Raw genomic sequence first — 14,987 nt, forward strand, 5'->3', positions numbered from 1 at the left:
GGCCCGGTGCCAGCCCTGCCCGCGATTGCTCAGGAAGGCCGGATCATGCCCGGTTTCACGGTTGCAGAAGCACCTGCTGCAGCGACGGTAACAACATGCGATTGCCGTATGCGCTGAGGTGGTCGCCATCGAAGTACAGCGGCCTGCCCTCCCGCTGCGCCGGGCATTGGGCGGCATCGCACAGCACCGGCAATGGGTCCCACAGTACCGCACCGGGCAGGCCATCGACCACCTGCCGCAGGCTGCCCAGCATGGGCGCACGCAGGGTATCCATGGCCACGCGGGTGCTGTCCATGCCGTTGCGGCAGACCTCGTTGCGGGCATTGAAGCGGTCCGAACAGCGATAGGGGGGCGCCGGCAGCACTGGCTTGGGTGCTTCCAGCACGATCCGCACACCGCGCTCGGCCAACGGCTTCCACAGCCTGATCGACTCAGCCACTTCCGCCTCGCGTCCGGCGGCGGCTTCCGGCGTCAGTTCACCGGCCAGCTGCGCCTGCGCATCGAACAATACAAACTGGTCGGACAGGCGCGGGATCCGCAATGACACCAGCACCACCACATCACCGGGCTGCGCCCGATGCGTGATGTCGGCCAGCACGGCCGCATCGAACGCAGCACAGCCAGCGCCGGCGCCTCGCCACTTCTGCAGGCTGATCTGCGGGCAACCGCCACGTCCATACAGCGATACCTGCGTCCCGGTATCCAGGGCCAGGCGCTGCAGCAGTTCGATATAGGCCATGGCGTGTGAATCACCGGCAACGAATGCCTGCGCCGGCGCGCCTGCGACCACCGGACGGCTGCATTGGCCGCGGGCGAAGGTGCGTGCACTGCCTCCTTCGAAACGGTGCTTGCCGACGTCCAGCGCGCAGTCCGGGTAGTCGCGGGCCACGCTCTTGCCATTGGGGTACCAATCGGCCGGATGTCGACTCACCGTACTCAACGACAGCAGCGGCGCCTGCGCATACAGCAGCATCTGCATGCCCCCTGCCAGCAGCAGCACTACCCCACCGGTGACTACCCAGCGTGCGGACGTCAGGTGCTGCGCGAGTGGTCCACGGAAGGGTCGTTCCACCCAGCGCCAGGACAGCCAGGACAACACCACCACCAGTCCGACGGCGGCGGCCATCTGCACCGGCGTCTGCAGGCCAACGGTCCAGCGCATCAGCACGAACACCGGCCAATGCCACAGGTACAGCGAATAGGAAAGCAGGCCGATGCGGCGCATCGGCGAACTGGCCAGAAGACGGCCGATCCACGCCTGCGGGTGATGATGGAGGGACCACAGCAGGCCGGCGGTGGCGAAAGCTGGCAGCAGACCGTCAGGCCACGGCGAGTGCCCCGCGCGCGCGGACCACAGGGCCCACCCCAACAGCGCCAGCATCAACATGGCCAGCAGCGAGAACAATGGCGCACTGCGTTTTGCAGGTAGTCCGGTCAACGCAATGTGGGGTTCGCGCACATGAAGCAGTTGGAACAGCAGCACGCCCACGCCCAGCTGCCACAGACGGGTACTGGTGGCATAGAACGCCCACGGCGGCGGCGCCTCGCGCATGCCCAGCACGGCGGCATGCGACAGCGACGCCACGCTGACCAGCGCGAACAGGCCCAGGCTGATCCAGCGCCCGTGCCGGCCGCGCGCCCAAGCCAGGAACAGCAACGGGAACAGCAGGTAGAACTGCTCTTCCACGCCCAGCGACCAGGTATGGGTATACGGATTGAACTCGGCCCTGGGCGCGAAATAGTCGTTGCCGATGGCCGCCAGCACCCAGTTGCTGAAACCGAAGAAGGCCATCAATCCGGTCTTGTCGCTGGCCTCGCTGAGCCAGGATTCGGGGATGAACAGAACGCTTGCCACGGCGGTCGCCAGCAGGCAGGTCAGCAGTGCCGGTGCGATGCGGCGGATGCGGCGCGCATAGAAGCGCAGCATCGACTGCCCCAGCGAAAGCGCCGGCAACCGATGTACGGAGGCACTGACCACGAAACCGGAGATGACGAAGAACACGTCAACGCCGGTGAACCCACCCGGCAACCAGGCCGGGTCCAGGTGGAACACGATGACGGCCAGCACGGCAATCGCACGCAGGCCGTCGATGTGCGGCACGTAGCCGCGGCTTGGATCCACAGTCATCCCTTCCCTCGCGGTCGCGACGACACTGGCTCCGCCGCGGCCATCCTGTGCTTACCAGACCAGGTCGTCGGGCACCTGGTACTGCGGGTCGGCGTAGGGATCTTCCTCGGCCGGCGCATTCGGGTCGACCTTCAACGCCACTGAAGCAGCAAATACCGCTTCAGACTGGGCCAGGACTTCAGCCGTCACCAGCAGGTAGCGACCGTTGAGCTGGACCACGCCCAGTTCGCCGGCGTTGAGTGCCTTGAGCTGGTCTGCGGTGACGTAGATACGCTTGATCTTGCCGCCGTACGGGAAGTGGCGCGCGATATCAGCCGCTTCGGCATTCAGGCTCTTGTCCTTCAGCAACTCTTCCAGCTTCACCTTGGCCTCGCGGCGCTGGCGTGCCTCTTCCTGCTTCAGGCGCTCGGTCTCGATGCGCTCTTCCTTTTCGCGCTGCGCACGGATCGCGTAGGCCTTGGCCAGATCCATTTCCTCAGCGGTACGTGGCTTGCGCGGGCCCTGCCCCTGGCCCTGGCCACGCTGCTGGCCGGGCTTGCCCGGACCACCATTGCCATGCACCCGCCGCTCGCCAGGCTTGTGTTCGCCCTTGCCTGCGTGCTGCGGCTTTCCATTGCCAGCGCCACCCTTGCCCTGCGGGCGGCCATCACGGCGGGGGCCATCATTCTTGCGCTCGGGCTTGGGCGCGGGCTTGAAGCCCAGGCCCATCAGCTGGTCGCGGAGGGTATCGCTCATAGGATATGGATCAGTAGTGCGGCGGCGGCGGTTCGCTCGCCGGATCAGAAGAATTCAATGCATTGCGGACCTTGCCCAGGTCCTCCAGCAGCACGCGCAGGATGCCGGCATTGCGGCTGCCTTCCATACGCGCGTCTGCCAGCGCATCGCTCAGTTCGGCCAGCGCGTGTTCCTGGAAGGACACGCGCATCTCCAGTTCGACCAGGCGCGCTTCCAGCGCCTGCTCGCGTTCGGTCGGTACTTCAGACATGCAGCGAACGCCCCCGGCCTATGCCGTAATACGCGAGGCCGGCGGCCTCGACTTCAGCCGGCTCGTAAAGATTGCGGCCATCGAACACCACCGCATCCTTCAGCCGCTCGCGCAGCATCTGGAAATCGGGGCTGCGAAACTGCTTCCACTCGGTCACCACGACCAACGCATCGGCGCCCTGCAACGCGTCGTCGGCGCTGTCACAGAACACCAGATCGTCGCGCTCGCCGAAGATCCGCTGCGATTCATGCATCGCCTCCGGATCGTAGGCGCGCACCGTCGCACCACCTTCCCACAACTGGGCCAGCAGGCGGCGGCTGGAGGCCTCGCGCATGTCGTCGGTGTTCGGCTTGAACGCCAGGCCCCATACGGCAAACGTCCTGCCGCGCACGCCTTCGTCTTCGCCCTTGTCGTAGTGGCGCTGGATCAGGGCGAACAGGTGCCCCTTCTGCGATTCATTGACCGCCTCCACCGCGTTCAGCAGCTTCGGCTCAAGGCCGGCCTGCTGCGCGGTGCGAGCCAGGGCCTGCACATCCTTGGGGAAACACGAACCGCCGTAACCCGCACCCGGATAGATGAAGTGCCAGCCGATGCGCGGGTCCGAACCGATGCCCTGGCGGACCTGCTCGACGTCGGCGCCCACGCGCTCGGCAATGTTGGCGATTTCATTCATGAACGAAATCTTGGTTGCCAGCATTGCATTGGCGGCGTATTTGGTCAGCTCGGCCGAACGCACGTCCATCTCCACCACGCGATCGTGGTTGCGATTGAACGGCGCGTACAGGCGACGCATCACTGCGACCGACTCGGCGCTGGTCGCACCGATGATGATGCGGTCAGGCCGCATGCAGTCGGCAACGGCATCGCCTTCCTTCAGGAATTCAGGGTTGGACACCACATCAAAGGCGATATCCGCCCCGCGCGCTGCCAATTCCTCGGCAATGGCCGCACGTACCTTGTCGGCAGTGCCCACCGGCACCGTCGACTTGTTGACCACCACGGTCGGCACCGAGATGTACCGACCGATGGTGCGGGCCACAGCCAGCACGTACTGCAGGTCCGCGCTGCCATCCTCGTCCGGCGGCGTACCCACGGCGATGAACACCACCTGGCCGTGGCCGATGGCGGTCGCCGCGTCGGTGGTGAACACCAGCCGCGACGCAGCGTGGTTGGCCTTCACCATCGGCTCCAGGCCGGGCTCGTAGATCGGAATGATGCCTTGGTTGAGGCCATCCACCTTGGCCTGGTCGATATCGACGCAGACCACCTGGTGGCCGACGTCGGCCAGACAGGTGCCGGTCACCAGACCTACGTAGCCGGTACCAAAAATCGCAACGCGCATATCCGTGCTGACTCCGTGTTGACTTACGGCAGAACGCCCAGCAGCTCGACGTCGAAGGTCAGGGTGGAATTCGGACCGATCGGACCACCCGGGGTGCCGTTCTCGCCGTATGCCAGTTCACCCGGGATCCAGAAGCGGTACTTCGAGCCGACCGGCATCAGGGCCACGCCCTCGGTCCAGCCCTTGATGACCTGGTCCAGACCGAATTCGGCCGGGCCACGGCCGGCGGAACTGTCGAACACCGTGCCGTTGAGCAGCTTGCCTTCGTAGTTCACGCGCACCTTGCTGGAGGGCAGCGGACGCTCGCCACTGCCCGGACGGATCACCTGGTACTGCAGGCCCGACGGGGTGGTCACCACGCCCGGCTGGGTCTTGTTCTTGGCCAGGAACGCGTTGCCTTCCTGACGGTTGGTCTGCGCTGCCTGTGCGGCCTTGGCCTGCATCTCGGCCTGTTTGGCACCCATGAACGACTGGATGGTGGCAGTGGCATCGGCTTCGGTCATCTTCGGCTGGCCCTTGCTCAGGCCAGTGTTGATCGCGTCAAACAGCGAGGCGGTATCGATATCGTCCTTCAGCTGTGCCAGCGACGGACCCACCGAATAAGCGCCGATCATCTGCGCGACCTTGACCCGGTCGACCTTCGCCGGCTGCGAGCCCGGCGCGACGCCCGGCACCTGCTGGCCGCTGCGGGCCATCACTACCTGGCGCAGGGCGGCATCGGTCGCCTTGGCCTGCTCCTGGGTGATCTGCGGCTGCAGGCCTTCGAAGGAACGTTCCACGGCAGTGCGCAGCGCGGCCGCATCGATTTCATCGGCGATCGGCGCGAACGACTTGGCCACATCCAGACCAATGGCGTAGCCGAGTTTCTGCTTGGGGGAATTCAAGGGTGCGGTCTCCTTGGCGGCCGAGGGAGCGGCCGGTTGTTGCGACAGGGCGACACCCGTGGTGCCCATCGCCAGAATCAGAACCGACGCCGCGGCGCCGCGCATTCCCATTTTCATTCGCTGCATTCCTGGAAGTGACTGGACGCCGACGTCGGCGCGAAAACACGTATTGTCGCACGCATGCCGTCGATGTCGAGGCATCCGTGCCGGCATTCAATGTGCGGCTGGTGCCGCCAGCGCCTTGTCGATGGCCGCTTTCAGCTGCGGATCATCCGGGGTGACCTTGCTGGCGAACTGGGCGATGACCCTGCCATCGCGTCCGACCAGATACTTGTGGAAGTTCCAGGCCGGCGCCACGCCGGTAGCGGCGGTCAAGCGCTGGTACAGCGGCGTGGCCTGCGCGCCGGTCACGTGCACCTTTTCAAACATCGGAAACTTCACGCCATAAGTAAGCGTGCAGAAATCCTGGATCTGCTTTTCGTCACCGGGCTCCTGCCCCTTGAAATCGTTGGACGGGAAGCCGAGCACGGCAAAACCCTTGCCGGCGTACTGCTTCTGCAGCGCTTCCAGACCCTCGTACTGCGGGGTATAGCCGCACTTGCTTGCCGTATTGACCACCAGCAGCACCTGACCGTGGTAACGCTGCTGCAGGTTTACCTGCTGCTTGCCCGCCAGCGGCCGATACGACAGATCCAGCAGATCGGCGGCCGAAGCGGCGGCCGACGTGGCCAGGCCTGCGGCCAGCAGGGTCAACAGGGACAGGCCGCGAAGGCGGCGCGAGGAGGCAGTCGACAAAGGCATGGGAGACGTTCCGCGGTAGCCATTCCAGGGGTCCGGCCGTGACCGGCCGGCGATCGGCCGAACTATAGCACCGGGGTCTGCACGCCCCTGCAGCGCAGACGCTGCTGGGCTTTGCGTGGCTTGGCGGAAGCCACCTGCGGTCCGTTTCGCCGCACCGGTGATGACATAGCATGAACATGGCTGAATGGCAGGCCAGCCCAAACCGGGCCACTGAAATTTCGTTTTTCCAATTAAAATCAATGCCTTAAATAAATATTTCAGCGCCATCAACACCCCTGCCATCAGTTGGGTGGGGGCAGGACTTGCACACAGGCGTGCCGGTGTTATAGTTTCATACAACACCAGTCACCTGAGACAGGGGGAACCATGAACAGCCGGATGCGTCGCAGCCTTGCCGCCCCCGCGGTCACCGCGGTATCAACCCTGCTCGTGCTGGTCTGGCTGGCCATGCCGGCACCGCCGGCCGCGTCCTCCCCCGCCCTCTCCGAAGACAGTACGCAGGACGCAGCAGCACCCACGGCAGGGAATGCCGCTCCCTCCCCCTCCCCCCCGCGTCGGCTGCACAGCTCCCTGTCCATGCCGTATTTCTCGTTCGCACAGCCGCTGACCCCACGGAGCTGAATATGAGCGACATCCAGTGGAGCGACGGCGCTCCCATCTACCGCCAGCTGAAGGAACGCGTGATCGCCATGATGCTTGACGGAATCCTCAAGCCGGGCGATGCCCTTCCTTCGGTGCGCCAGGTGGCCGCCGATTACCAGCTCAACCCCATCACCGTTTCGCGCGCCTACCAGGAGCTGGCCGATGAAGGCCTGGTCGAGAAGCGCCGCGGGCTGGGCATGTTCATGACCGAACAGGCGGCCACGCAGCTGCGCAGCAGCGAGCGCGAACGCTTCCTCAATGAAGAATGGCCGGCCGTACTGGAACGCATCCAGCGACTGGGCCTGAGTCTCGACGAATTGTTGCCCCAGGGGAAATTCTGATGAATGCCAGTCCCACTACCGCTGTGCCAAGCGACGCTGTCATTACCGCCCGTGGCCTTCGCAAGGCTTACAAGAACACGCTCGCGCTCGACAACGCCAGCTTCTCCATTCCGGCAGGCCGCATCATCGGCCTGATCGGCCCCAATGGTGCCGGCAAGACCACCGCGCTGAAGGCGGTGCTCGGGCTGACCTCGGTGGAAGGCGAGCTGAGCGTGCTTGGCCGTGACCCGCGCGCGCATCGCGACGATCTGATGAACGACATCTGCTTCATCGCCGATGTCGCCGTGCTGCCGCGCTGGCTGAAGGTGCGTGAGGCGATCGACTTCGTCGCCGGCGTGCACCCGCGCTTCGACCGGGCCCGTTGCGAACGCTTCCTGGCCAACACCAAGCTGCAGCCAAAGCAGCGCGTGCGTGAACTGTCCAAGGGCATGATCGTGCAGCTGCACCTGGCCCTGGTGATGGCCATCGACGCCAAGGTGCTGGTGCTGGATGAACCCACGCTCGGCCTGGACATCCTGTACCGCAAGGAGTTCTACCAGCGCCTGCTGGAAGACTACTTCGACGAGCAGAAGACCATCATCGTCACCACCCATCAGGTGGAGGAGATCGAGCACATCCTCACCGACGTGATGTTCATCCGCGATGGCCGCATCGTGCTCAACGCGGAAATGGACGAGGTCGGCGAGCGCTATACCGAGCTGCTGGTCGGCGCCGATCAGCTTGAAACCGCCCGCGCACTGAAGCCCATCGACGAGCGCAGCCAGGCCTTCGGCAAGACGGTCCTGCTGTTCGACGGGGTGCCGCGCAGCCAGCTGGCCAGCCTGGGTGAAACCCGCAACGCCGGCCTTGCCGATCTGTTCGTCGCTGTCATGAAGGGGACCTACGCATGAATGCCGTCAACCATCCCGTCAGTCCGGCCGGCACCCTGCGCTGGCTGCTCAAGCGCGAATACTGGGAAAACCGCGGTGGTTTCCTGTACGCCCCGGTGATTGCCGGCATCGTCTCGTTGCTGATGAGCGGCATCGGCATCGGCCTGGGCCTGTTCGCCCTGCATCGTGCCGCCCGCGATGGCGGCCTGCACATCGACGGCGAGAGCGTGAACATCAACGGCCTGGACCTGGCCGTGCTGACCCGCGACATCAACGCCAAGGACATGGCCGACCTGGGCAACGGTCTGGACCTTGCGATGATACTGACCTCGTCCTGGCCGCTGATCGTGCTCGCATTCGTGGTGTTCTTCTATTGCCTGGGTGCACTGTATGACGACCGCCGCGACCGCAGCATCCTGTTCTGGAAATCGCTGCCGCTGTCGGACACCCAGACCGTGTTGTCCAAGGTGTTCAGTGCGCTGATCGTCGCACCGCTCATCGCCATCATCGCGTCCAGTCTGACCCTGCTGGTGTTCATGCTGGTGCTGTGCCTGGTGGTGGTCTCCCATGGCGGTGACGCGATGCAGCTGATCGTCGGCCCGGCCAACCCGATGAGCCTGGTGCTGGGCATGTTCGTGTCCATCCCGGTATACGCCCTGTGGGCGCTGCCTACTGCCGGCTGGCTGCTGCTGTGCTCGGCCTGGGCCAGGAGCAAGCCGTTCCTTTGGGCGGTGATGCTGCCGCTGTTCGCCGGCATCATCGTCAGCACCACCAAGCTGATGCACCTGTTCGACCTGACCACCGACTGGTTCTGGCAGCACATCGTCGGCCGCCTGCTGCTGGGTGCGATGCCGGGGATGGACCTGCTGTACCGCGCCGGCGGCGGCGAATCCAGGCAGGACCTGGACTCGATCGTTGCCCTGATGTCACCCGCCGCGCAGCTGAAGTCGCTGGCAATGCCCGGTCTGTGGATCGGCGCGGCCTTCGGCGTGGTCTTCATTTTCATCGCCATCCGCCTGCGCAAGCGCGCTGGCGAAATCTGATCGTCAACCTGGAGGCACCACCATGCGTTCCTTGATTGCCTGTACTGCAATGTTGCTGTTGCCGCTGTCGGCGCTGGCCGCCGATGCACCGAACTGCAGATTCTCCGCGCCGCGCGCGTTGAAGATCGACGCGGCCGGTGCCAAAGCGGTGGTGTTCGAGATCAACCAGCATGACCTGAAGGTGGTCGCCAACGCTGGCGGCGGCCAGCTCGAAGGCCGCGCCTGCGCGTCCAACAAGGACTGGCTGGACCAGCTGGTGCTGGACCAGCGCCGCGTGGGAGACAAGCTGGTGGTAAGCCTGCGCCGCGACAGCCGCGACGCGCTGTCGATGGGTAGCAGCTACGCCTGGCTGGACATCCGTGGCAGCGTGCCGGACAACCTGCCGCTGCAGTTCAAGATCGGCTCGGGCGATGGCAGCATCGAGAACGCGCAGTCGCTGAGCATGGACGTGGGCTCCGGTGATGGCATCGCCCGCGGCACCCGTGGCAGCGTGCATGCCGCCGTGGGTTCGGGCGACCTGGATGTCGATGGCGCCGCATCGTTCAACCTGCTCTCGCTGGGTTCTGGCGACGCCAACGCCCGCAACATCGGTGGTGATGCCAGCGTCGGCACCGTCGGCTCCGGTGACCTGAAGGTGACCGACGTGCGTGGCAACGCGCGGCTGGATACCGTCGGTTCGGGCGACATCGGCTTCAAGCAGGTGCAGGGCAACGTCGAGGTCGGCGTGGTCGGCTCCGGCAACGTCGAGATCGAGCAGGTCGGCGGCAATGTCCGCGTGCGCAGCCACGGCTCGGGCGACATCGATGTCGACGGCGTGCGCGGCAACCTCACCGTCGAGCACAGCGGCAGCGGCGATGTCCAGCATCGCAGTGTGGCCGGCACCGTCACCCTGCCGCGCGGCAAGTAACGCCCAACCATCCGATTCGAGGGGAATGCCATGAACCTGCTGCGCCTGTTGCCTGCTGCCCTGCTGTGCCTGCCGCTGATCGCCTGTGGCGACACCTCCAGCCCCGACAAGACCGCCGGCAAGGCGGTGGCCGAGACCGCCGGTGGCGTCGGCCAGACCGTCAAGGAAGCGATGGACGACGCCCGCAAGGAAATCGCCGAAGGCAACATCAAGATCTCGGCCGACAACCAGCCGCGCGCGGAGATCACCCCGCAGGGACAGCTGCTGATCGGCGGCAAGCAGGTAACGCTGGACGATGGCCAGCGTCACCAGCTGCTCGATTACCGCAGCCACGTGGTGGCGGTGGCGATGGACGGCATGGATGTGGGCCTGGCGGGCGCCAAGCTCGGTGCCAACGCTGCCGGTGAAGCACTGAAGGGCATCTTCAGCGGTGACAGCGAAGGCATCGAGAAACGGATCAACGCCGAGGCCGCCAAGATCGAGGCGCAGGCCAAGCGCATCTGCGACCGCATGCCGGCCCTGCTGGCCAGCCAGCAGGCCCTGGCGGCCTCGCTGCCGGCGTTCAAGCCCTACGCCACGATGGACCAGAGCGATGTGGACGACTGCGGCAAGGACACCGTCGTCAACCGCTGACCCCTGTGACAGATCAGCGCACCCGGCCGGCCGCGCACCTGCGTTGCCGGCCGTTGCACCCCGGCGGGCTTACAATGGCGGCCCCGGATGCACTTCATTGAACCGCCATGAAAAAGCTGTTTCTGCTGCTGGCCGCCCTGCTCTGCCTGGGCCTGGTCGGCTGTGACCAGGACTACCGCAACCACCGCGCCGAGCGTGGCAAACCCAAGATTTCCGTCAGCGAGAGCATCGTGACCGTGCGCCGCCAGCCGGCACCGAACATCATCATCCTGCCCGACGGGCAGATGAAGATCGACGAGATCCTGATCCCGCTGAACGCCGAGCAGAAGCACATGCTGCAGACGATGTTCGGCAAGCTGCAGGTGCTGCGCCAGAACACGCTGGTGGCCGCACCGGCCGACCCCAACATGCAGCCGGTGAAGATCGTGCCGCCGGAGGGCATGCAGGTGATTCCGCCGGACCTGGTGCAGACCATTCCCGAGTTCAAGGATTACACCGAGACCTTCGGCAACATCGTCGCCGACCGTCGCTGAAACGAACAACGCCGCCCTCCCGGGCGGCGTTCTTCTTTCTCGCCTGTAGTGGGTGCGGGCCTCGGCCCGCACACCGCTCGATCAGCCGCCAGCACCACCGCCGCCGGCCTGGATGCCACCGGCGGTCAACGCGGCCGGATCCAGCAGCCGGCGCAGCTCCGCTTCGGCCAGACCACTTTCTTCCAGCGCCACGTCCAGCACCGGGCGCTGTTCCTTGTAGGCACGCTTGGCGATGGCTGCGGCTTTCTCGTAGCCGATGATCGGGTTCAGCGCGGTCACCAGGATCGGATTGCGTGCCAGCGCTTCGGCCACACGGTCTTCGCGCACCTTCAGGCCGGCAATGGCGCTGTCGGCCAGCAGGGTCGACACATTGGCCAGCAGGCCGATGCCATCGAGCAGGTTCACCGCGATCAGCGGCAGCGTCACATTGAGCTGGAAGTTGCCGGTCTGGCCGGCCACGGTGATCGCCGTGTGGTGGCCGATCACCTGTGCGCAGGCCATCACCGTCGCCTCCGGAATCACCGGATTGACCTTGCCCGGCATGATCGAGGATCCCGGCTGCAGTGCCGGCAGCTCGATCTCACCCAGGCCCGCCAGCGGACCGGCATTCATCCAGCGCAGGTCGTTGGCGATCTTGATCAGGGCCACCGCCAGCGCATTGAGCTGGCCCGACAGTTCCACCGCATCATCCTGCGCGGCCAGGCCTTCGAACTTGTTCTCGGCGCTGTCGAACTTGAAGCCGGTCTGCTGCTTCAGTGCTTTGGCCACCTGTGCGCCAAAGCGCGGGTCGGCATTGATGCCGGTGCCAATGGCGGTACCGCCCAGCGGCAGGCGGCGCACGCGCTTTAGGCTGTCCTCGATGCGCTCCTGTGCCGAGGCCAGCTGCGCCGACCATGCACCGAATTCCTGTTCGAAGGTCAGCGGCATCGCATCCATCAGGTGGGTGCGGCCGGTCTTGACCACCTTGCGCAGGCTGCGGCCCTTCTTGTCCAGCGTCCTGCGCAGGTGCACCAGCGCCGGCAGCAGCTGCTCATGGGTGGCCAGCACGGCCGACACGCGCAGCGCCGTCGGGATCACGTCGTTGGAGCTCTGCCCCTGGTTGACGTGATCGTTCGGGTGCACGGTGGTCTTGCCTGCCTTGCCGGCACGGTTGGCCAGCGTGGCGATGACCTCGTTGGCATTCATGTTCGAGGAGGTGCCCGATCCGGTCTGGTAGACGTCGATCGGGAACTGCGCGTCCCACGTGCCGTCCGCCACTTCGGCAGCGGCAGACTGGATGGCCTTGGCCACGGTCTTCGGCAGATGCCCCAGCTCGGCGTTGACGCCGGCGGCGGCTCCCTTGACCAGGCCCAGTGCACGGATGAAGCCGCGCGGCATGCGCTGGCCCGACACCGGGAAATTCTGTACAGCGCGCTGGGTCTGCGCGCCCCACAGGGCGTCGGCAGGCACCTGAAGCTCGCCCATGCTGTCGTGCTCGATCCGGAAACCCTTGGGGGCGCTCTTGCTTGCAGCTTTGCTCATTGCATCAACTCCGCACTACTTCGGTTGGGGAAAGGGAAGCGGCGGCTGGCAGGGTGTCGCTTCCCGGGCTGGCGGCTGCGACAACGATACTCCCTTGTCCGATGCGCGGCAGTGCCGGCCGTTGGCCGGCAACCCCGCGGGGCCCGCGATTCCATGGGTTGCCGGCCAGCGGCCGGCACTACCTCACCGGCACGTCGTAGAATATGGCCCCCGCCGCTCGCCCTTCCCTGCCGACATGTCCGAATCCGCCCTGCTCGCCCTGTCCCCGCTCGATGGCCGCTATGCCGGCAAGGTCGACGCCCTGCGCCCGATCTTCTCCGAGTACGGCCTGATCAAGGCCCGTGTCACGGTCGAAGTGGAGTGGCTGCTGGCCCTGGCCGCCGAGCCGGGCATCGTCGAGCTGGCCGCGTTCTCCGACGCCGCCATCGCCCGCCTGCGTGCGCTGGCCAGCGGCTTCAGCCCGGCCCAGGCCGCGCGCGTGAAGGAGATCGAGCGCACCACCAACCATGACGTCAAGGCGGTGGAGTACTTCATCAAGGAACAGCTGAAGGACGATGCCGAGCTGGCACCGGCGCTGGAGTTCGTTCATTTCGCCTGCACCAGCGAAGACATCAACAACCTCAGCTACGGCCTGATGCTGGAACAGGCCCGTCGCGAAGTGGTGCTGCCGACCCTGGACGGCGTCGCCGATGCACTGCGTACCCTGGCCCACGCCCAGGCGGGCCAGCCGATGCTGTCGCGCACCCACGGCCAGACCGCCTCGCCGACCACCCTTGGCAAGGAGCTGGCCAACGTGGTTGCCCGCCTGGAGCGCCAGCGCCGGCAGATCGCCGCGGTCGAGCTGACCGGCAAGATCAACGGCGCGGTCGGCAACTACAACGCACACGTCGCCAGCTACCCGGACGTGAACTGGCCGGCCTTCGCCGAGCGCTTCGTCACCGGCCTGGGCCTGGTGTTCAACCCGTACACCACGCAGATCGAGCCGCACGACAACATCGCCGAGATCGGTGATGCCGCCCGTCGCGCCAACATCATCCTGATCGACCTGGCCCGCGACATCTGGGGCTACGTCTCGCTGGGCTACTTCAAGCAGCGCCTGAAGGAAGGCGAAGTCGGTTCGTCGACGATGCCGCACAAGGTCAACCCGATCGATTTCGAGAACGCCGAAGGCAACTTCGGTATCGCCAACGCGCTGTTCGAGCATTTCAGCGCGAAGCTGCCGATCAGCCGCTGGCAGCGCGACCTGACCGATTCCACGGTGCTGCGCGCGCTGGGCACCGCATTCGGCCACAGCCAGGTGGCGCTGGATTCGCTGGCCAAGGGCCTGGGCAAGCTGGAAGTGAACCCGCAGCGTCTGGACGCCGATCTGGATGCGGCTTGGGAAGTGCTGGCCGAGGCCGTGCAGACGGTGATGCGCCGCCATGGCCTGCCGAACCCGTACGAGCAGCTGAAGGCGCTGACCCGTGGCCAGGGCATCACGGCCGAGTCGATGCGCACGTTCGTGCAGGGACTGGAGCTGCCGGCGGACGCGAAGCAGCGTCTGCTGGACATGACCCCGGGCAGCTATACCGGCCTAGCCGAGTCGCTGGCGAAGAAGATCTAAGGTTTTCCTGCGGCGGCGGCCGCGTGCGCTGCCTGCGGCAGGCAACGGCAACGGCAACGGCAACGGCAACGGCAACAGCAACGGCAACAGCAACATCAACGTCAAGAGCGGCTCTGGATTGCTGCTAGCTGGGCGGGTCGGGATGGGCCAGCGGGACACGCCGTGAACCCGTCCCTGGGGGCTCGATGGCGCCATCCATGGCGCCAACGGTCCCGCTGGCCCATCCCGCCCCACCTCTGACAGATTCCCGGTGACGGATCGAAGAGCATTGGGTTGTCGGGACGGAATTTGAAAGAGGGACGCGGCTTCGCCGCGTCCCTCTTTGGTTTTGGGTTTTGGGGTCTTTGTAGAGCCGAGCCCATGCTCGGCTGCTTGTTCCAACAGCAAGCCGAGCATGGGCTCGGCTCTACAGATGCACGAGCAAGCGCAGCGCGCGACCCGCTCTTGCCTTTGATTTTCTTCTTCCATTCCGTGGCGGACCGCGCAGGAAACTGTCAGGGGCCGGGCGGGTGGGCTGCGCGGGGGCGTGAGCCGCATGGATGCGGCGATCGAGCTTACATGGACGTACTTGCAGCGTCCCCCGCGCAGCCCACCCGCCCGGCCAAACCCGGCTTTTGCTTTCAGCGACCCACCCAGACCCCGCCACGAGGGGCTCAGCCGTTGGCCGGAACCCCGCGACAAACCACCACACGTGCGCAATCCCATCGAACGTCGGACAATGGAGCCCTTGGCGGCCCGCCACGCCGCCCCTCCCG

14 protein-coding genes are annotated in these 14,987 nt (G+C 65.8%); 7 read left to right on the forward strand and 7 right to left on the reverse strand.

The genetic code is table 11. The features are described 5' to 3' along the window. Positions 1–55: 55 nt before the first annotated feature. The 6 genes from ACEF39_RS13540 to ACEF39_RS13565 form a co-directional block, all read right to left on the reverse strand. Complete coding sequence (locus tag ACEF39_RS13540) at positions 56–2,128, reverse strand: acyltransferase family protein (RefSeq protein WP_500285421.1); 2,073 nt, start codon at positions 2,126–2,128, stop codon at positions 56–58. 51 nt (positions 2,129–2,179) lie between these two features. After that, positions 2,180–2,863 carry a DUF2058 domain-containing protein gene (locus tag ACEF39_RS13545; RefSeq protein ID WP_500285422.1) on the reverse strand — a complete coding sequence of 228 codons (684 nt, stop codon included), beginning with the start codon at positions 2,861–2,863 and terminating at the stop codon, positions 2,180–2,182. Positions 2,864–2,873: 10 nt separating this feature from the next. Then, on the reverse strand, positions 2,874–3,113 hold the full coding sequence (locus tag ACEF39_RS13550; RefSeq protein ID WP_025876828.1) for a SlyX family protein: 240 nt from the start codon (positions 3,111–3,113) through the stop codon (positions 2,874–2,876). Then, on the reverse strand, positions 3,106–4,455 hold the full coding sequence (locus ACEF39_RS13555; protein WP_500285423.1) for a UDP-glucose dehydrogenase family protein: 1,350 nt from the start codon (positions 4,453–4,455) through the stop codon (positions 3,106–3,108). The genes ACEF39_RS13550 and ACEF39_RS13555 overlap by 8 nt, the downstream gene beginning before the upstream one ends. A 23-nt stretch (positions 4,456–4,478) precedes the next feature. Continuing rightward, entirely contained in the window at positions 4,479–5,456 is a 978-nt protein-coding gene (locus ACEF39_RS13560) for an FKBP-type peptidyl-prolyl cis-trans isomerase (RefSeq protein WP_176020257.1), read from the reverse strand. 96 nt (positions 5,457–5,552) lie between these two features. Next, entirely contained in the window at positions 5,553–6,140 is a 588-nt protein-coding gene (locus ACEF39_RS13565) for a glutathione peroxidase (RefSeq protein WP_500285424.1), read from the reverse strand. Positions 6,141–6,763: 623 nt separating this feature from the next. Between ACEF39_RS13565 and ACEF39_RS13570 the strand changes: the two genes are divergently transcribed. The 6 genes from ACEF39_RS13570 (at position 6,764) to ACEF39_RS13595 (ending at position 11,108) form a co-directional block, all read left to right on the forward strand. After that, positions 6,764–7,123: a GntR family transcriptional regulator gene (locus ACEF39_RS13570; RefSeq protein WP_012511573.1), complete on the forward strand. Its 360-nt coding sequence runs from the start codon at positions 6,764–6,766 to the stop codon at positions 7,121–7,123. Beyond that, a complete protein-coding gene (locus ACEF39_RS13575) occupies positions 7,123–8,013 on the forward strand; it encodes an ABC transporter ATP-binding protein (protein WP_089236130.1) in 891 nt (296 codons plus the stop codon). Before ACEF39_RS13570 ends, ACEF39_RS13575 begins: the two co-directional genes overlap by 1 nt. Then, entirely contained in the window at positions 8,010–9,035 is a 1,026-nt protein-coding gene (locus ACEF39_RS13580) for a hypothetical protein (RefSeq protein WP_500285425.1), read from the forward strand. The genes ACEF39_RS13575 and ACEF39_RS13580 overlap by 4 nt, the downstream gene beginning before the upstream one ends. Positions 9,036–9,057: 22 nt before the next feature. Beyond that, complete coding sequence (locus ACEF39_RS13585) at positions 9,058–9,942, forward strand: GIN domain-containing protein (RefSeq protein ID WP_500285426.1); 885 nt, start codon at positions 9,058–9,060, stop codon at positions 9,940–9,942. Between the two features lie 30 nt (positions 9,943–9,972). Beyond that, positions 9,973–10,575, forward strand: coding sequence for a DUF2884 family protein (locus ACEF39_RS13590; RefSeq protein ID WP_500285427.1), 603 nt, complete (start codon positions 9,973–9,975; stop codon positions 10,573–10,575). Positions 10,576–10,682: 107 nt separating this feature from the next. Then, entirely contained in the window at positions 10,683–11,108 is a 426-nt protein-coding gene (locus ACEF39_RS13595) for a hypothetical protein (RefSeq protein WP_500285428.1), read from the forward strand. 81 nt (positions 11,109–11,189) lie between these two features. Here the strand turns inward: ACEF39_RS13595 and ACEF39_RS13600 are convergent, their stop codons facing one another. Continuing rightward, on the reverse strand, positions 11,190–12,629 hold the full coding sequence (locus ACEF39_RS13600; RefSeq protein ID WP_500285429.1) for a class II fumarate hydratase: 1,440 nt from the start codon (positions 12,627–12,629) through the stop codon (positions 11,190–11,192). A gap of 235 nt (positions 12,630–12,864) precedes the next feature. Here ACEF39_RS13600 and purB point away from each other — a divergent pair, with 235 nt between their 5' ends. Then, positions 12,865–14,232, forward strand: coding sequence for an adenylosuccinate lyase (gene purB, locus ACEF39_RS13605; RefSeq protein ID WP_500285430.1), 1,368 nt, complete (start codon positions 12,865–12,867; stop codon positions 14,230–14,232). The last annotated feature ends 755 nt before the right edge of the window (positions 14,233–14,987 follow it).

Origin of the sequence: Stenotrophomonas indicatrix (assembly GCA_041545745.1) — a bacterium.
Classification (GTDB): Bacteria; Pseudomonadota; Gammaproteobacteria; order Xanthomonadales; family Xanthomonadaceae; genus Stenotrophomonas; species Stenotrophomonas indicatrix_A.